General features: G+C 41.7%; 19 protein-coding genes. 1 reads left to right on the top strand and 18 read right to left on the bottom strand.

Annotated features, from left to right (window positions below; all coding sequences use genetic code 11):
* Window positions 1-41: 41 nt before the first annotated feature.
* From EDD74_RS09640 to EDD74_RS09625, 4 genes are read right to left on the bottom strand one after another with little or no spacing between them, the layout of a single operon-like run.
* A complete protein-coding gene (locus EDD74_RS09640) occupies window positions 42-4,454 on the bottom strand; it encodes a coiled-coil domain-containing protein (RefSeq protein ID WP_116442365.1) in 4,413 nt (1,470 codons plus the stop codon).
* Window positions 4,441-5,157, bottom strand: a complete 717-nt coding sequence (locus EDD74_RS09635; RefSeq protein WP_008975139.1) for a DUF6063 family protein — start codon at window positions 5,155-5,157, stop codon at window positions 4,441-4,443. Before EDD74_RS09635 ends, EDD74_RS09640 begins: the two co-directional genes overlap by 14 nt.
* Window positions 5,126-6,676, bottom strand: a complete 1,551-nt coding sequence (locus EDD74_RS09630; protein WP_116442366.1) for a hypothetical protein — start codon at window positions 6,674-6,676, stop codon at window positions 5,126-5,128. The genes EDD74_RS09635 and EDD74_RS09630 overlap by 32 nt, the downstream gene beginning before the upstream one ends.
* Window positions 6,663-7,856: a Wadjet anti-phage system protein JetD domain-containing protein gene (locus tag EDD74_RS09625; RefSeq protein ID WP_242990197.1), complete on the bottom strand. Its 1,194-nt coding sequence runs from the start codon at window positions 7,854-7,856 to the stop codon at window positions 6,663-6,665. The genes EDD74_RS09630 and EDD74_RS09625 overlap by 14 nt, the downstream gene beginning before the upstream one ends.
* 136 nt (window positions 7,857-7,992) lie before the next feature.
* On the opposite strand from EDD74_RS09625, the gene EDD74_RS09620 reads away from it, so the two are divergent.
* Window positions 7,993-8,298, top strand: a complete 306-nt coding sequence (locus tag EDD74_RS09620) for a hypothetical protein (RefSeq protein ID WP_008975136.1) — start codon at window positions 7,993-7,995, stop codon at window positions 8,296-8,298.
* 71 nt (window positions 8,299-8,369) lie between these two features.
* Here EDD74_RS09620 and EDD74_RS09615 read toward each other — a convergent pair whose 3' ends face one another.
* The 14 genes from EDD74_RS09615 to EDD74_RS09550 form a co-directional block, all read right to left on the bottom strand.
* Complete coding sequence (locus EDD74_RS09615; protein WP_008975135.1) at window positions 8,370-8,792, bottom strand: bacteriohemerythrin; 423 nt, start codon at window positions 8,790-8,792, stop codon at window positions 8,370-8,372.
* Window positions 8,793-8,897: 105 nt separating this feature from the next.
* Window positions 8,898-9,764, bottom strand: coding sequence for a radical SAM protein (locus EDD74_RS09610; RefSeq protein ID WP_174704865.1), 867 nt, complete (start codon window positions 9,762-9,764; stop codon window positions 8,898-8,900).
* A 734-nt stretch (window positions 9,765-10,498) separates the two neighbouring features.
* On the bottom strand, window positions 10,499-10,954 hold the full coding sequence (locus tag EDD74_RS09605) for a hypothetical protein (RefSeq protein WP_116442369.1): 456 nt from the start codon (window positions 10,952-10,954) through the stop codon (window positions 10,499-10,501).
* Between the two features lie 2 nt (window positions 10,955-10,956).
* A complete protein-coding gene (locus EDD74_RS09600) occupies window positions 10,957-11,391 on the bottom strand; it encodes a Panacea domain-containing protein (RefSeq protein ID WP_116442370.1) in 435 nt (144 codons plus the stop codon).
* Window positions 11,392-11,477: 86 nt separating this feature from the next.
* On the bottom strand, window positions 11,478-12,350 hold the full coding sequence (locus EDD74_RS09595) for a BRO-N domain-containing protein (protein WP_116442371.1): 873 nt from the start codon (window positions 12,348-12,350) through the stop codon (window positions 11,478-11,480).
* A 68-nt stretch (window positions 12,351-12,418) separates the two neighbouring features.
* Window positions 12,419-12,658 carry a hypothetical protein gene (locus EDD74_RS09590; protein WP_116442372.1) on the bottom strand — a complete coding sequence of 80 codons (240 nt, stop codon included), beginning with the start codon at window positions 12,656-12,658 and terminating at the stop codon, window positions 12,419-12,421.
* Complete coding sequence (locus EDD74_RS09585) at window positions 12,655-13,245, bottom strand: type II toxin-antitoxin system PemK/MazF family toxin (protein WP_116442373.1); 591 nt, start codon at window positions 13,243-13,245, stop codon at window positions 12,655-12,657. Before EDD74_RS09585 ends, EDD74_RS09590 begins: the two co-directional genes overlap by 4 nt.
* Window positions 13,226-13,513 carry a glutathione peroxidase gene (locus EDD74_RS09580; RefSeq protein WP_116442528.1) on the bottom strand — a complete coding sequence of 96 codons (288 nt, stop codon included), beginning with the start codon at window positions 13,511-13,513 and terminating at the stop codon, window positions 13,226-13,228. The genes EDD74_RS09585 and EDD74_RS09580 overlap by 20 nt, the downstream gene beginning before the upstream one ends.
* Before the next feature lie 4 nt (window positions 13,514-13,517).
* Window positions 13,518-13,817, bottom strand: coding sequence for a hypothetical protein (locus EDD74_RS09575; protein WP_132038449.1), 300 nt, complete (start codon window positions 13,815-13,817; stop codon window positions 13,518-13,520).
* 22 nt (window positions 13,818-13,839) lie between these two features.
* On the bottom strand, window positions 13,840-14,031 hold the full coding sequence (locus EDD74_RS09570; RefSeq protein WP_116442375.1) for a Lar family restriction alleviation protein: 192 nt from the start codon (window positions 14,029-14,031) through the stop codon (window positions 13,840-13,842).
* A 53-nt stretch (window positions 14,032-14,084) separates the two neighbouring features.
* The gene (locus tag EDD74_RS09565) at window positions 14,085-14,687 is read right to left on the bottom strand and encodes a hypothetical protein (RefSeq protein ID WP_116442376.1); all 603 of its coding nucleotides are present in this window, start codon (window positions 14,685-14,687) and stop codon (window positions 14,085-14,087) included.
* 125 nt (window positions 14,688-14,812) lie between these two features.
* Window positions 14,813-15,340, bottom strand: a complete 528-nt coding sequence (locus tag EDD74_RS09560) for a hypothetical protein (RefSeq protein ID WP_165851618.1) — start codon at window positions 15,338-15,340, stop codon at window positions 14,813-14,815.
* 102 nt (window positions 15,341-15,442) lie between these two features.
* Window positions 15,443-16,171: a hypothetical protein gene (locus EDD74_RS09555; protein WP_116442378.1), complete on the bottom strand. Its 729-nt coding sequence runs from the start codon at window positions 16,169-16,171 to the stop codon at window positions 15,443-15,445.
* Window positions 16,171-16,413: a hypothetical protein gene (locus EDD74_RS09550; protein ID WP_116442379.1), complete on the bottom strand. Its 243-nt coding sequence runs from the start codon at window positions 16,411-16,413 to the stop codon at window positions 16,171-16,173. Before EDD74_RS09550 ends, EDD74_RS09555 begins: the two co-directional genes overlap by 1 nt.
* Window positions 16,414-16,416: the final 3 nt, after the last annotated feature.

The following is a 16,416-nucleotide window of genomic DNA, read 5'->3' as shown; positions in this document are numbered from 1 at the left end:
ACGCTTATTTCATTTGCAGCACCTTCCCTGCATCTATTCTGTTAAAACAGTGTTGCCTGCTCATATTCCATTTTTACATACTCAGCTTCTTCTACATCAATCTTGCTGCGATAATCTACAATAACGGTCTGCTGTTTTTGTCCGACCATCTTCTGCCCGAGCAGATAGTTGACATCAAATTTGCCGATGATCGCCGGTGTCGCACCTCTTGTCGGCACGATCAGCTGCACCCGATTTGCTGCAAGCATCGCAAAGATTGGTTCCCAGATATATGTATCCTTCGCCGCACCGAATGGATTGTCGATGAAGATTACTTTCTTTAGAGACTCCTCATTTGCATGGTAGGAATGAATACTTGCAATGTAATTGATGATTGCGATCAAAAACTGGATATAGATTCCCTGCGACTGTCCGGTACTTCCAACTGCCTCCTCGTATCTTAGGTGGCGGCTCTGTTCTTTGATCCGCTCTCTTTTGTAAAGTTCCAGACTGATCCGGTTCATATCTGTGACGATTGCCGAGAACATCCGCTTCATCGACAGTTCTTGAATGAGATATTTTTTCTTTTCCTGCTCGGTCTCGTATTTTTCCAGGTTTTCAATCACTTGTCCAAGATAATTGGAAATCTGCATTTGCTGCTGTTCTTCTCTCACATATGGAATCTTCAACCGGACGATCTGCGTCAGTTTCTCATCGATCATAATACTGCTGAGTTTCGGAAACTTATCCAGTTCCATGCGGATCGTATTACACCGCTGTAAACATTGATTTTCAAAACTACTTTTAATCTTCTCGATATCACGAAGGCTTTCCTCAATCTGATCTCTTCCCATTTGGATCATCACACATGCTTCTTCCAACCGCTTAATCGTCTTATCTGCCTCCTCAAAACTTTGCGGAACCGGGATCTGTTCTTTCATCTGCAGTGCAAAACTTCCTGCGCCAAGTCCGGTCAGCGTCTCTTCACACCACGCCTTTGCCTTGCCAAATGCAGTTTCTGCCGCTGTTTTTCTCGCTTTCATCTTCTGCCATCCACTCATGATCTGACGCTCGGTTTCTTTCCAGTCTAAAATAACAAATCCTGGAAGTGTCTTGACGGACATATCTTTGATGTGATACTCTTCTGCAACCCATGTAATCTTTCCGATCATCGTCTGGATTTCTTCCTGCGCTTTTCCAGTTTCCTTCTGTTTCCGGAACAATTCTGCCAGTTCTCTCTTGCACTGCTGTTGTAGCTCTTTCTGCCGTTCCTTCTCTATCTCAATCGTCCCTGCTGCAATCGGGAGCCGCTCGATTCGGTAGAATCTCTCCCTGATCTGCCCGGCGATCACATCTGCCTGTGACTGGAATCGCGTACATGCAAGTACCAGCTCCGATACTTTTTTCTCACATCTTTGTAATAGCTTCTCTTCCTCCATCAGATGTTCTTTCTGCGCCTCAATCTCTTCATCGGACACTTCCGCAAGTTTCTGCTCCTCATAGAGCTGTTCCAGCATCTTTACATCTGCCTTTCTGATTCTTAATTCTCGCAGATAGGATGTAATCTGTTCCCGGATGACCTGAAGTGTCTCGCTTTTTTCTCTTACATCTTTATTTTCCTTTTCAAATGCTGCGATGGCACCATCCAACTCTTCCTCCAGACGTTCCGGAATCGGTTCTTGGATCGGAATCTCTTCTTTATAATAGGCAGCATATCTCTCCCATCCCATCTTCCGTTCCATAATCTGTGCCGTAATCTGCCGGATTCGTCCGTCTGCCTCAGAAATCTCCCGCTCTTTTGCCTGCACCAGTCTCCAAAGTGTTTCCTTTTCCAGTTCCAGCTCTGCTTTCTTTTCCTTCCACTCCCTTTGATTTGCTTCCACAAGATCTGACTTTCCAAATGTGTCCTCCAGCCTTTGCAAGGACAGGATCTCCTCTGCCAGTTTCTTAATCTTTGCTGCACTTTCAGGAATCTTTCTCTCCAGCTCTGCAGCTCTTGCACACAGTTTCTTTTCCTTCTCTTTTAACTGTTCCTGTGCCTCCATCACCTGTGCTCTTTTTTCTTTTCTCTCCTGCTGTTCTTCCAGCCAGCCGGCATAGTTTTCGAAATAGTTTGTCACATACTCTTGCACGCCATCTGTGTCCGCTGTCAGCACTTTCTGTTGTTCTCTCAACTGTTCCTGCTTTTTATGTTCCAGATCCAATACTTCTTCTGTCCGGTGTATTTCTTTTTCCAGCTGCTCTTTTTCCAGAAAATACGCAGTTTCTTTTCCTGCAAACATCACTCCGTCCCCTGCATCAAACTGTCCATGCTCCAGATATGTCTGATCCACGACCGGAATCATCCAGCTTACATTCTGCCACTCTTCCGGTTTTGGTTCTGCAAGGATCTTCTCGTAGACCCGGTGCCCGACGACAATGCTGTACGGCAAGTATGGAATCCGACCAAGCACCTCTTCCTTTTTCTCCCCCTGCATCTGCTCTAACAACTCTGTGCCAAGCACTCCATCCCCGTATTTTCGGTAAAGAAACTCTTTCAGCTGCTCTGCTTCCGGAGTTACCTGGAATAAAATTCCTTTTTGAAGCTGCCCCAGCTGTTTTTGCAGTTCTGACTGACGGTTCTGTCCGTCATGGAGCAAAATGATCGTCTCCCGCTGTTTCTCCTTTAACAACTCCAGTAACCGGTAGACATCTTTCTCGCCATATACTTCCATTCTCTGTGCTACTTTTTCTGTCAGCTCCTCATAGATTGCCAGCTGTGCCTGACATTCCTCCTCTTTTGTATGCAATTCCTTTGCCTCATGCTCCAGATCCTTAGCCATCAGCCTGTCTGACTGAAGCTGTTCTTTTATCGTCTCACACTCTTGTTCCAGCGTTCTCTTCGACTCTCGCTCGGCATCCTCTTCCTTTTCTTTTTCTATGATCGTATCCTTAATCTGCTCCCGGAGAAGAAATGGGAATGCTTTCATCCCCTCGCCGATTTCTTTTTGCAGAGCGGTGCGCTCTTTCTCATTTTCTATAAGACGGCTTTCTAATACAGCACGGGCATTATCGCTTTCCCGCTCCTTTTTATCTGCCTCTTCCTTTTCTCTTCTGGAAGTCTCTCGATTTTTCTCAGCCTCATCTTTCTGCCTGTTAAGCTGTTCAAAAATCTGCTCATCTTTTCTTTTTTTCTGGGCAGTCATCTCCAGCAAAGACTGGTAGAGTTCCTCATTTCCCTGCTTCATCCGCTCCATCTCTGCCTCGATAGTATGTGCCCGCGACTGTGCTTTTGCGTAATTAAGAAAATATTGGACAGACTCTTTCTCTGTCACAGTCTGTCTTAATTCTTCGACTGCCTCTTTCAACTGCTCTTTCTGCTTTTCCTTCTGTTCTCTTTCATAATTGGCTTCATCAAGATGACATTCCAGTTCCTGCAGATCTAAAGTCAACAAGATTCGCTCCGTTTCCTGCTGTTGTTCCTGCATGTTCTGCAGCGCTTCCTCCAATTGCTCCGCTTCTGCCTCAATCCGCTCTCTTTCATCAAGGAGGGTATGATAAAATACGCTTGTCTTCTGCTCATTTTCCCTGCACAGTTCAAAGTTCTGTAACAATGGTTCAAACTTTGTCAAAAACTCTTGAATCACCGTAATCTGCCTGTCGTAATTAGAAATCTGCTCCTTTTTCTTTGACAGTTCTACCATCTGTTCCCGGATATCCAACAGTGTCTGTGCCAGTTCTTCAGCATCCTTTTCCTTCCCGGTCTGAAGCTGGTATGCCTTTTGGATAATCTCCTCGATCAAAAGATCCTCTACTACTTTTCTGCTTGTCCTATAATTGCTCTCAAAATAAGTACGAACATGACCTTCCGTCTTATTGATCCCGCGGATAATGTTCCACTGACTCTCATATAATCCATGGCCTGCAATGAAACTTTGATATTCACTTTTGGAATTTTCAAAAATTTTCACTGAAAGCTTCCGGTTTGATTCGGCCTGAAGCCGTTTGATGAGTTCTTTTAGCCCTTTAAAGGTAATCCGCTCTTTTCCATTTACAAGAGGAAGATTTAAAATATCATAATCATTAAACTCATTATAAAAAATACAGTAGTTAAAATATTCAATCGCCGAAGATGAGACTTCCTCCTCCCCCTCTTTGATCCGATCTGCCTTCTTTCGTGCACAGAATCCAGTCGTCATAAACCGAAATCCACACTCTTCCTGATCCGGCCTGTCAAGGTCCCACTCGATCAAAGAGTGGATGACACTGCTCCCGGTGCTTCCCCGAAACAACTTTTCTACCGGCTGTTTGTCATCCAGTGTACAGTTTGGGATCAGATTCTGTAAAAGCAGAAGCATCAGAACACTCTTTCCCCCTCCATTTGCCAGATCATAAAGGCTGTTTTTTCCTTGAAACCGAAGGCACAAGTCGTCATAAAACTGAGTTCCCACGTTATATTTGATGTTGTTTACCCGGATTCTGTTAATATGCGGCATCGTCTCTACCTCCTGTCATAATCTCATAAATACGACTCTGCTCCGACTCAAAATAACTCTCGATCAGCGCCGAAAAACGGTCTGTCGGATAATATCGATCCTCCACTTCCAGAAACAATCCTTGACGGATCAGAAATTGAAATGTCTTCTTTACCATTCCTGCCCGGGAACCTTTTTCTGCCCGGATCACGGAACTGTCCTCATTGGTGAGAAGTGGCAAATCCCAGGCAAGCGCCATCTGCTCAAAACTGTATTCCTCCACCTCTGTCAGTGCAAGCGTCTCCACTTTCTCCGCCAACCCTTGAAAAGAAGCATCTACTGCTTCCACAATTTCCGGAACCTTGACATACTCCTGATAAGTATAAGTCGCTGAATCTGTATAAAATTTTGTGATGATGTGATAAATAATGAAGTAGCAAAGGAACAATTCCCGATTGAGCCGAAGTCCGATCATCTCCTTTAGTTCTTCATTCGTATATCCAAAAACATGATTCGATTCTCCCGGTGTCAGATACAACCCTCCCCGGTAATCATAAATCTCCAGATTCAGCGCCTTTGTAATCTTATTTACCGTATCAAATATGTCTCCATTCTGCGTATATGCCTCATAGAGCTTCGTATGTTCGCCCTGATATTTTACTGCCTCCTGATTGATCAGTCTGGCAAAAATCTCAATCCCTGTTTCCAGCGTCTGCTCTGTCATCTCCATTCATCCTTTCCACTCTTATGTTCGTCACCGAAAAACATTCGAGAAAAGTAACTGGTTCCTCATCCGTCAGTGTTTCCAGACAAAAATCCATCTGCAACTCTTCCTCGGTGCCTTCTATTTCAAAATATTGTTTCAAAACTGCCTCAAAATTTGTCGCCGGGTGTCTTACTGCATCCCGAATTACAATCTCATGCTTCTGGCACAGATTGACGAGGAACGAATAATAATCTCCATTTGCAAAAATCTTCTGTCCATACCGTACCTCTAATTGCTCATTCCACTCCCGCAGCGTGAAACAGTCTGTTTTCTTCAACATCACAAACAATTCCCGCACAAGGATCCGGTAATTGCTGCTGATCCGCTGTTCTTCCAGTTCGTCATCATAGACATAATCCGCCTCTTCCTCTGACTCGATCTCCTCACGTTCCTCATCCATACCGCGGCGTAATGCCAGCATTTCATCCAGCCGCTTCAGATCAAACATCTTCTTCTTTTTCGCCTGAAACAAGGGCTCCGCAAGCAATTTCAATTGTTCCACATCATCTTTTTTAAGGGCCGTCTCAAGAAACTGACGGAAATAGACAACCGGACGAATCGCGTTTAATGTCCCCTGTTCCACCATACTGTCGACTTTTCTCCTCAAATCCATACACTCACTCAATAACTCTGAATGCATCGCCATCGCCCGCTTCAGTTCGCTATCCAGCAAAAAGATCTCTTCTTTATTTTTGATCTGATCAACCGGAGATAGCATGGACATTGCCCCGGCAATCAGCCTCGTATTTTTCATAAACAGATCGTGTTCCTCATCAAACCAGCAGACACTCTCCTGAAAAAATTCCCGGTAGAGAGAAAGTCCGTTTTTCAAATCATGCACAAGTACCTGCAGTACTTCTCTCTTCTGCATTTTCAGTTTGAGTACCTCATTGCAGATTCTCTTTACAATCTCACGACCGCCTTTGAAGTTCTGGGTGCGGATCATCTTCTCCAAAAGAAGCTGCTGTATACTAATCTTGCTTTCTTCTTTGAACTCCTTTGTGTTCAGATAAAATTCAATCCCACTCTCCGTAATGTAATAATAAATATTTCCTTCTTGAAAATGACTTTTCATCAGCCATACTCTGGCAACCTTCCGGATCTTCTCCTCTGGATCATAAAATTCATAGGAGAACGGCTTTCCGTCATTTTTTATCTTATCAAACACATACCCTGCAAGCTGAGCATACTCTTCCGGTGTACAGTCCAGTGCAAACTCACTCTCCAAAAACGGAATGACAAAATTTAAATAGTCCGTATAAGTTACTCCGGTATTGTTAAAATTATTTTCTTCGATCAACATTCTAAGCACTGCCATCAACACATATCCTATGTCAATCGACTTGTATTTTCCATTTTGAAACTGCTTCAGATCATGACTGACAATCTCAAAAAATGGATAATATTTTTTCATACTCTCCATCCGAAGCCCTTGTTCCGCCCGGATCTCCTCAAGCAAATTTCTATGTAACTCCATTACTTCTGATTCTCCTTGTAGTATTTTCCACCTCTGCTTCCCCGACAAGAATCAGTGCTTCCTGCGGGATATAGCACAGATCTTTCAACATCATTCTCTGCAAAAAATCTGCTGTCTCTGTATCAAATTCCTGAAGGGCAGATGGTAGTACCTCCCGCGCCCGATTCTGAATCTTCCCTCTGATTTTCCCGGGCTTTCTCTCACTTCCTCTGACTGCCTCTAAAATCTTCTCATAAAACTCCATCTTCAGCCGGATCGAATACGATGCATACTGTGTTTTTAATTCATAATAAATCGCAAACCCTTCGGGATCGATATCTCCAAAATATTCTATGGTATCTGTCTCCATTATACCAGTTTCTTCTGCGAGAGAAAAGGCTCTTATAATCTTCCACCCCTCCCCGTAAATCACACAATCATATTCCTTTCCATATATTCCGTTCTTGATCCGAAAATACGTATCTTTATTTTCTACAATCAAAATTTTCCTGATATTCTTTTCAAAAAAAGAGGGGCGCACCTGACAAATAAATGGCTCTTTCGTATAGAAAGCATGTAGATCCGTCTCTATGTCAAATCCCATCCGATTTAACAGATGCGTGTAAGCTCCGGCCTTTTTCCTGTGCCTTCCCCCACCATCCTTTTCCGTACTCATTTCCTGCTCATCTGACGCTTGTTTCTCTTTTTCTCCCTCCGGCTGTTCGAATGCTTTCTCATCCCCGAACAGGTAATAGCCAAGTTCATTTGCAGTCATCCATACTTTCTCTATCCTGCAATAGTAGTTATAGAGTATATCAATCGCTTCCCGATCCTGCTCAAACGCTCTCCGGTTTCTCTTATAAAATTCAAGCACCTTCGTGCCCACATATGAATGCAAAAGAGCAAGATATTCCGGATCTTCCACCACTTTTTCTTTATTGCCGACAATCTCATACCGTTCATAGACCGTCGCCAGATATCCTGGTTTCTTACTTCTTTTCACCGGACTTAACACTCCCTCCTGAACAAACGCTTCCAAAAGCTGCTGAAACTCCCTCACTCTCCCGGTTCTGATCTCCAGGAGCTTTCTCTCTTCGTTTCCCGCTGCCTGCTCAAGCAATTCCTCATAGGTGACACGGATATTCCCTGTTTTTTTCTTCTCCCTGCGCTCTGCAAAATACCGTTCCAGATTCTTTCTCATCCTCTTTGCCCCCTCACTTTTTCGTACTCCAATCATATCATATCCTATTTTGAATTTCATCCGATTTCTAACTTGTACATTAGATTTAAGTTTGTTATAATTTTCGTATAAACAAAAGCAAAGAGAGGTAGTCATTATGAAATGCCCACACTGTGGTAAGGAGCTTGCCATCAGTAAAAAAGACAGCTCCTACGGCTTATGCCATACTTGCAAAAAAAGATATAAACTTCCGTCACAACAGCAGACGTATTCCAATATTCCACCAAAGCATATTCGTGAAAAATCCGAGCGCACCATTCGCGAGAATTATCGGAATATGCTTGAGATTGAGGACGAAGAAGATGTTTCCGAGACAAAGGACAAAGTCATTCTTACTATCATGATCATTCTGTTTCTTCTCATTATCGCCGTGGCAGCATATATTTTTCTGTTTTTCAAATAAGTTTTCAGACAGCAAAAAGGATTGCAGCATCTACTATTTCGATGCCTACAATCCTTTCTATTACTGTGTTCCTACAAAAGTTCACTGCTCTTTCTTAAATTTTTATACTCAGCTACGGAACGGTCAAAACCTTTGATATGTTTGTAAAGCCACTGAATCACATTTCTATTTACCTGCTCTACAAACTCTTCTGTCGGTCCTTCCTGCTCCTCTAACATCTCGTGAAGTTCGTCTACTACACGATATAATTCCTGATGCTGCTTTTTGTGCTCCTCGATTCCCGGATATTCAATTTCCTCCTGCAGCTTTTCCTCTGCATTAAAATGAAATTCTGTGTACTCCGCAAGGTAATCTAACATCTTGATCGCTGCAACCTTTCCACCGTCTTTCTCACAACTCTCTACAAGTGAATTAATCTTTGCGATCAACTCTTTGTGCTGGGAATCGATCATCTCATTTCCTGTTACTAAACTTTCATCAAATTCTGCATACATCGTTGTAATGCCTCCTTTTTCTATTTGTCACATCGCCACAGATAAAATTCCTCTGCAACGCTTCACTTGTGATACAGTATAACATAATTTTTCTGAAAAATCACCTTAAATCACTGCAAAAACCGGCCTTTCTTTTTTATTTTTCTCAATTGCCTCTTCCACTTTCCGAAGCATCTTCTCCCGGTCCTCCGGAAAGGTTCCTCTCACACGGAACTGTACAAAATCATGGAAACCATCATACTTTAACCCATTCACCTGCAAATGTTCCAAAAGACATTTTTCCTCCATCAAATTTTCCAGCTCATCTGCCGGCAAAAAATTTCCCTGCTCGATGTCACGGTATAACGGTGCCTCCTGATGCAAAAACATTGAAAAATTAATTACATGCCTCGGTCTTGTCACATTTAAAAACTCCGCCGTCTTCTCTGCATTTTCTGTCCCCCTGCCTCTTCCTGCAACTCCAGTCATAATATGGGCATCATAGATCATTCCCGCACGTTTAATCCTATCAATCGCTGTATATGCTTCCTCCAGCGTATGATCTTTATGCATCCATTCCAGCACATCCGGAAGTCCGCTCTCGATTCCAAGATACAAATGCCGCACTCCAGCTTCCCATAGCTTCTTCAATTCTACATCGCTCTTCTCCTGAATATTTGTCACGGTAGCATCCATATTCACCTCCGTGACATCCGGAAAATACTCACGAACCAGTTTCAAAATCTTAAGAAGCCTCTCCGTCTTCATTCCAAATGCATTTCCATCCCCAAGAAACACTCTCCTCGGCCTTCCATTCAGCCCTTTTACTCTTTGCAATTCCTCCTCAATCTGTGCAATCGGCAATTCCCGATACTGTAAATGTTTAAAAAGTGTGCAAAACTTACATGCGTTATAAGAGCACCCGACCGCGACCGGGAGCATATAAGATCCCCGCTCCATCGGCGCCCTGCAAATTTGTCCTTCATACTGCATTCTGCCACCTCCCATTGTATCTTTTGCTTTTTCTTCCATTTTAGCACCGTTTTTCACGATTGCAAATTTCTTTTCCATTTGTTCATCATTTTCTTGTTTTTTCATCACAATTTTGTCACATTTCCTTTGTATGATAGTAATCAAACAAAGGACAACACCTTTTTTATATAGATAAAACTTTTTCTTTTTCATAACATGCCGGTCCATGACCGGCATTTCCTCCGTTAGGGGGGGGGTAGAAAGGAACATCTCACCTTACACCTCAAACTCCTCTCCTGCCTCTTTGGCAAAACAAAAGAGAGTTTGTTTCCAAGCTCCCTTAACAACATTTTCTCATTTTTCATTTACCCACTTTTTATACTCTTCCCAATCTTTCTTATTAAGTATAATTTCAGAATAATAAAAATCTTTATTTCGTATAATAGTCCAAATTTTCTTTAGCTTCTTTATAAATCCTGCCTGCTCCTTATACCAGTTATAGAAAAATTAAATATAAAAAAAGAAAATGCTATGCCGGAAATTATCCCAATATAGCATTTTCTTTTATTTAAATTTGTGTATTGCTGTTTCTTAGAACTTTCCGTTCTCAGCTGCTTCCTGAATAGAAACAGGAAAGCCTAATTTTACGGCATTTTCCAGGTATTTTGTTACCTGCTCGTTACCTTCGTACCGTTTTTTATGACATTTTAGCACTTTTCAACACTTTTTTTACAACGAAAAGCATTATCAACATTTTATGTATTTTTCTTCTTGGAAGGGCAAATTTCATGTTCCGGATCATACCAGAGAACGTGGAAGTGTTCGTCTTCCCGAATCCCTACAATTCTCAACTTGTTCTGCAACGCAAATGAAAATATGGAATCCGAATACTCTCCCAGCTGTCTTGATTGCATTCTTTCAAGCGCTTCTTTCGACAATGAATCTTCAGACAAGAAATGATGCTTGGATTTTCCATTATCATGCGTTTGCCTTTTCACTTCACTCCAAGTCATACTGCTGTAATCAACCATCTTCTGCATAAATTCTTTATGTTGAAATTCTTCTCGTTCCAAGTCAAAAGCAAATTTTCCAGAACGGTCTATCATATCGAAGCACCAGACTACTTTCTTCCCGTCAGTGCTATGCGATTCACTGGATACCGTTTTCTTAGACGCTGAGTAAGACCCTTTACGGTTCGTTTTCTTTGCCATAATTATAAACTTCCGTAATATTCTCCCATGCTCGCTTTGGTAATTACTGTTTGACATTTTGCGCCTTCCGGCAAATTACCTCTTGCGTCTTTCCACGGAGATTCTTTGTGAGACAATTCTCTTAATGTATATGGCTCCAGCTCGCCATAATCCTTCAAGATAATATCTATAGATTCTTTTTCATCATCGGATAAATTATTTGCATCTCCTCTTGAAATATCGCTTTCTCCTACCGCAAACATTCCCCGATGTTCATAGAATAACTCAGGACATACCGGTCCATTTGCCCATGCTTCAAAATTCTCTTCAAAAATACTTCTGCCAGTCCATGCAAGCTGCCATGCTTGCGAATAGTAACAGAGTTTCTGGAGTTTCCAGGTGCTAATACGTCCCATTTTATGCAAAATATATTTTGCCACATCAAATACAGTTGCCATAATCGCACCTCCTTTTTTCTTGCGTTTTAATATTCCACCCTCAGTATATGCTACTTTCTCCATTCGGGCAATATTCTATTCAAAACTTACCAAAATGATAATTTCTCGCCTCTTTCTGATTCTGTTACCTTACTTAAAATTTCTTTCACCTGATCGTGAAGCAAACACAGGGCTGCATCAAACCGATTCTTTTCTTCTTCATCAAATTCAGAAAAATCCTTTCCCAGATAATACTGTTCAAACATCTCCAAAACTGCTTCTGCCTTTTGGAATCGCTGCCGAAGAGTGCCTGTTCCCACAAAAACTTCTGATTTTCTTTCAGTAAGCATGTTTTTTACAATTCCCGGATACATAGAACGAATCATCTGTATTCCTCTCACAGTATTAACGCTATTGCGTGTTCCATCCGCCTCTAATAGCCGGATGAATATACGCAATCCTTCTTCTGTCAAATAATATGTCCGGAAGGACCTTCCCTGAGCATTTTCAAATGTCCCAGACACAAAGTCTTTCTGATATTCTGGGTGCTTTCTGATCAGTCCATCAATACGGTAACACACTTTGCATTGCTTGCGTTTCAAGATTCCAGCCAGTTCATTTGCGCTGATTAACTCTTTTTGTTTTGGCATTTCATAACGCCCTGTTCTCCTGATCGCTGGAAGAACCTCAGATGTCACCCAGCGCTTAAAGCGTTTGGCTGATTTCAGCTTACTTCCGAAGATAAGAGCATATAAACCAGATTCATTGATAATGTACATTTGTCTGTTCTGGCCTGAGTCGGCAAAACACCGAGTCAGCTTATCCTCCTCTTCAACATGCTGTCTGATTGCATCAGCTGTTCTTTCATATCCAAGTGCCAAAGCTACATCTTTCCCAACAAACCATGGCTCATCTCCAATCATCACCGAACGAACCTGACCAAATTCCTCATTTTTGAAAATTGCAATATCCACAGACATAAATTATTCCTCCTTCGTCTTTAAGAAGGGTCGTAGCTCTTCAAGCCTTAACCCTTCTCGTAATTTTCTTATGCTTTTTCGCCTTGATATACAAATCCTGTATACTTCCAAAATTCCAGGGGAGAGATATAGTAATCATACTGAGTGCTTCCTTCTTTTTTAAAGGCTACCCCAAAAGGTAACAGTCCGTGGATAATCCCTTGACGGATAAACTGCTGATCTTTCTTCATAACCGTTGCTGCTACAGTAACCGGTACGTTTTCTCCCGTAAATTCAGGAACCTCTAAATATATTCTCTGTTCGTTCATGCCAATCGACCTCCTGATATATCAGTCAGCAACTTCATGTATAGCTCTCTGTATACATTTCGCTCTGTTTCCAAACGTATTACACTTTCATGTAATTCTATATTGTCATTTTTCTCAGCAAGCTCCGTGGAATCTTCTTCTGGTAAATCCAACTTCGGAACGACCTTTTTCAACGCTTCAGCCATAGGAACTGTAAGGTCTTCTGTATAGGCTTTAGCCCAGGTTTCTATTGCTTTTCCAGACTTTGCCGTGACACCAATTCCAATGCTTATTGCGAGAGCTTTATCTATGTTTTTCTGTTCAGCTTCTGTAATCTGTCCTATGTAGCTGCCGATTCTTCCTTTGTAAATTGTTTCAATTTGTTCGCATAATGCGATAGATGGCTTTACTGAGGAATTGATTTTAACATGTGTTGGGAGCGGCTTCTTTTCCTGAGTTGTAAGATACACAACAATTACTACCGGAGAATACTCATTGCCGATATTATTACTGATAATTATTCCCGGTCTTACTCCGCTTTGCTCACTTCCGCTTCCTTCTGCCTCATGAATGTAATAAATTTCTCCTCTATATACTTTTCCTACCATTTTCTGTGCCTCCAAACTTTTCTTCTATATTCTGCATAACAGAACGAAGTCTGCTCTCTCCAATACCTTTCGTACCAGCAATCGCCTCTTCAATCTGTTTAATGTCTATACCAGGAACAGATTCTCTGCCATCTTCATAGCCACTCATGTATAAGTTCCGGCAGAACTCTTCCATCTGCTGGCGATCCATCTTTTTAACTCTGAGATATTGTTCTCTTCTGAGTATGTTTTTCTGATTCTGAGCAAATCTCTTTGCAAAATTTGACATATTTTCAACTCCTCTTACTTTTTTCATATTCCGCCAGAACCTCTTGCACTACTGCGTATTCAAGGTCACCATTATTTTCCAACATACGATCTTCCAGTTTCTCCGCTATCGAGATGAATACCTGATCCGGTAGGATATCCGTATCTTCACCTGTTGCTGCACATATGTCTTTTCCCCACTGAATCTTTTCTTCTAATTTTTTCGTTTCGTGCTCATTCTCTGCATATGCATCTGCCATTTCCAGAACCGCATTAAATTTATTATTATCCGGTTCATTCTCAAACAACTCTTCTAATTTCTGCATGAATTCCTCTCTGTCCATTTTCTCAAACCCTTTCATTCCATTTTTCTATTGCGACTTCTTGAGCTGCACTCTTTGTTTCATGATCTGCAATATTTATATGTGGTCCGGTAGAGCCACATTTACTACAGACCACTCTATAACCTTTGTTTCCCATTTTTCTTATTCCTACTCTACGGTCACTGCAACCGCAAAACGGGCAATTCTCTATCTGCATATTCTTTTCTCCCTCTGAATGGTACAGGTGCTTCCGCACCCGTACCGCTATTTTTATACTCGTTCCACTTTTACTGATGATGAGATGACGCAAGCCGGGGCGCACCGACCGCTGTTGAATGCGTTGTTGGCGTTGAGGTTGCCGGCGGCGTTGCAAACAGCTACGCTGTGTTCCCAACCTCTATCCGGAGTGGACCACGGAGTACACAACCAATACCATTCGTCAAATACTTCCTCAGGAAGATACTGGTTATATTTACGCCATTCGTCAAATGTCAGCGGTCTTACACGGCAATTACAGATTCCATATTTTTTCTGTCCGTCCATTGTAATCAGAAGAACTTCTTCGTCACAAATATTGTCTTCGCCAAAAATTTCCGAAAACTCCTCATACACTTCTGTATCGCAATATTCTTTCAAATCAGAGTTTTTGTAATCCGGACAATTTCCTGCATCAAACTGCATATCTTCTCCGTGATATCCATTCAAACAGATTCTTGTTTTCCCAGATTCTTGATTCAGGACGATAAATTCCCTTCCTCCTTTTGAAAAAATTTCTCCAGCTTTAAGGTCTTCTACGGACACCGTTTTCTCTCTTTCTTTTTCTGCTTCCAGAATTCTTACTGCTTCCTTCAAAATTTCCAATACTTCACTCATTGCTTTTTTCCTCCTGTGATTAAAATATTTATACCATAGGGCTTTCTGATTGCCCTCTGGTTGCATTTTTATTACCGTTCGGTAAGTTTGTGTGTTAAATAAAAATCAGCCTTATTAAAGCCGATTTACAACGCATAAATCAGTAACTCTTCATTTTCTGCTGTATCGCATTTTTCTTTCCACTCTAGCTTGCGGATAACGTCCCACCTAGAAAAATTGATATTTGATAGATCGTATCTTTCATATACTCTTTTGTCGATAATCAGGCGACTACTGAAATCCTTATTCTGAAGTACACCGCTGTTCGACAAGTTTTTTAATGCCGTGATATCTGCATCGGTACATTCCGCATGAAGTGTGAAGGTGAATCCGTCCAACTCCTTCAGAATTTCTTTGCTGATTCCTTTTCCGTTCCAAAAGGAAGTGTAAAGATACATCTTTCCTCTGTATCCCTTGTCCCACATTCTATTGATAAATTCCAACAACTTCCCTGGAATCAGCATAGGTTCTCCGCCAGTAATGACAATCTCCTGATATCCCATCAATTCTTCATCTGTACTCACTTTCCTGTGTTCCGGAAGGTTTATATTACAGCACCCCGGGCATCTCCGATTGCAATTCAGCGTTACGATTACTCTTGCTGTCTTTTTCATAGGTCCCTCCATATTATCTAATTTGCAAATTTCAAAAGCTGCTTAAAAAGTTTTCTAGTGCTTTTCAGTACTTTTTTAAAGCTCTTCATTTCATTCACCTCCTCAAACCCATGCTGGCTTCGTTCTTGATTCCGGAAGAGAAAACAGCCAGTCTATAACATCTTGTGGAACTTCCTCTTTAATCCATGAACTTCCGTACTCGTAACCGCATACCGGGCAAGGTTTTCCAAGAATGCCAAGCGGATGTTCTTTGTGAGATATCCAACCTCTCGTTTTATATTCCACGTTCGAATGTCCAAGACAATCCCTCTCTTTAAACTCATAAAACTCCGGATGCTCTGGTAATTCATCGTTGTAAGTTGTTACGCCATAACTGACATTTGCATAAATTGTTTCTTCCGGTGTTGGAACGAAAGTTTTTCCTTTTTTCAAACATTCAACCGCTCTTTTCTCAGCAGCTCTTGCCTTCTCCCAAGTTTCTTTCGTCCTATCCCATTTCATAACTTTTACTTTTTCTTGTGACTGTTCAACCCATCCAAGCTCTCTCTGATGTTTACAATAGGGACGCATATCGTTAAGATGCCATCTCTCCCAAATATCGCAGAATTTCTGGAGCATTTCATTTGTCCAATCTTCTGTCGGCTTCCCGTTTCTAATTTCATCAACGCATTGTCCGGCCGATCCCGTACAATCGCCGTTCCTTTTCGGTCCAACAACTCCGCAGATACTTAATCCCCCGTCTTCATATTCAATTTTTGCATACGCATAGACATCTGCATGATATGTACTGCATACGCAAGGATTTACTACTTTTACCATCGTTTTTCCCATTATGATTCCCTTCCTTTCTTTGCTTCTGCGATAATTTCATCAATATTCTTTTCCAAAAGACACTGCATATCCTGAATACGGATTGCAAATATTCTATTCAGCTCTTTTTCTACAGCCTCTTGAGTGATTTCCCGGCAGTTACAGTGAACTGTCACAATAAGTTCGTCAAAAGAGATACTATCCAACAAATTGTCATACCTGTCGATATCCTCTCCTAATTTCCATCTTTTCTCTTCTACCATGTC

This window comes from Faecalimonas umbilicata (genome assembly GCF_004346095.1).
GTDB classification, from domain to species: domain Bacteria; phylum Bacillota; class Clostridia; order Lachnospirales; family Lachnospiraceae; genus Faecalimonas; species Faecalimonas umbilicata.
This window is presented reverse-complemented; position numbering and strand designations above follow the sequence as displayed.

Bases quoted from the DNA above. Each gene is read 5' to 3' on its own strand.
- EDD74_RS09640 (WP_116442365.1), bottom strand. From the start codon at position 4,454: ATGCCGCATATTAACAGAATCCGGGTAAACAACATCAAATATAACGTG.
- EDD74_RS09550 (WP_116442379.1), bottom strand. From the start codon at position 16,413: ATGGTAGAAGAGAAAAGATGGAAATTAGGAGAGGATATCGACAGGTAT.
- EDD74_RS09570 (WP_116442375.1), bottom strand. From the start codon at position 14,031: ATGCAGATAGAGAATTGCCCGTTTTGCGGTTGCAGTGACCGTAGAGTA.
- EDD74_RS09635 (WP_008975139.1), bottom strand. From the start codon at position 5,157: ATGACAGAGCAGACGCTGGAAACAGGGATTGAGATTTTTGCCAGACTG.
- EDD74_RS09615 (WP_008975135.1), bottom strand. From the start codon at position 8,792: ATGTATGCAGAATTTGATGAAAGTTTAGTAACAGGAAATGAGATGATC.
- EDD74_RS09595 (WP_116442371.1), bottom strand. From the start codon at position 12,350: ATGTCTGTGGATATTGCAATTTTCAAAAATGAGGAATTTGGTCAGGTT.
- EDD74_RS09585 (WP_116442373.1), bottom strand. From the start codon at position 13,245: ATGGTAGGAAAAGTATATAGAGGAGAAATTTATTACATTCATGAGGCA.
- EDD74_RS09620 (WP_008975136.1), top strand. From the start codon at position 7,993: ATGAAATGCCCACACTGTGGTAAGGAGCTTGCCATCAGTAAAAAAGAC.
- EDD74_RS09600 (WP_116442370.1), bottom strand. From the start codon at position 11,391: ATGGCAACTGTATTTGATGTGGCAAAATATATTTTGCATAAAATGGGA.
- EDD74_RS09605 (WP_116442369.1), bottom strand. From the start codon at position 10,954: ATGGCAAAGAAAACGAACCGTAAAGGGTCTTACTCAGCGTCTAAGAAA.
- EDD74_RS09565 (WP_116442376.1), bottom strand. From the start codon at position 14,687: ATGAGTGAAGTATTGGAAATTTTGAAGGAAGCAGTAAGAATTCTGGAA.
- EDD74_RS09580 (WP_116442528.1), bottom strand. From the start codon at position 13,513: ATGTCAAATTTTGCAAAGAGATTTGCTCAGAATCAGAAAAACATACTC.
- EDD74_RS09575 (WP_132038449.1), bottom strand. From the start codon at position 13,817: ATGCAGAAATTAGAAGAGTTGTTTGAGAATGAACCGGATAATAATAAA.
- EDD74_RS09625 (WP_242990197.1), bottom strand. From the start codon at position 7,856: ATGAGAAAGAATCTGGAACGGTATTTTGCAGAGCGCAGGGAGAAGAAA.
- EDD74_RS09590 (WP_116442372.1), bottom strand. From the start codon at position 12,658: ATGAACGAACAGAGAATATATTTAGAGGTTCCTGAATTTACGGGAGAA.
- EDD74_RS09555 (WP_116442378.1), bottom strand. From the start codon at position 16,171: ATGGGAAAAACGATGGTAAAAGTAGTAAATCCTTGCGTATGCAGTACA.
- EDD74_RS09630 (WP_116442366.1), bottom strand. From the start codon at position 6,676: ATGGAGTTACATAGAAATTTGCTTGAGGAGATCCGGGCGGAACAAGGG.
- EDD74_RS09560 (WP_165851618.1), bottom strand. From the start codon at position 15,340: ATGAAAAAGACAGCAAGAGTAATCGTAACGCTGAATTGCAATCGGAGA.
- EDD74_RS09610 (WP_174704865.1), bottom strand. From the start codon at position 9,764: ATGCAGTATGAAGGACAAATTTGCAGGGCGCCGATGGAGCGGGGATCT.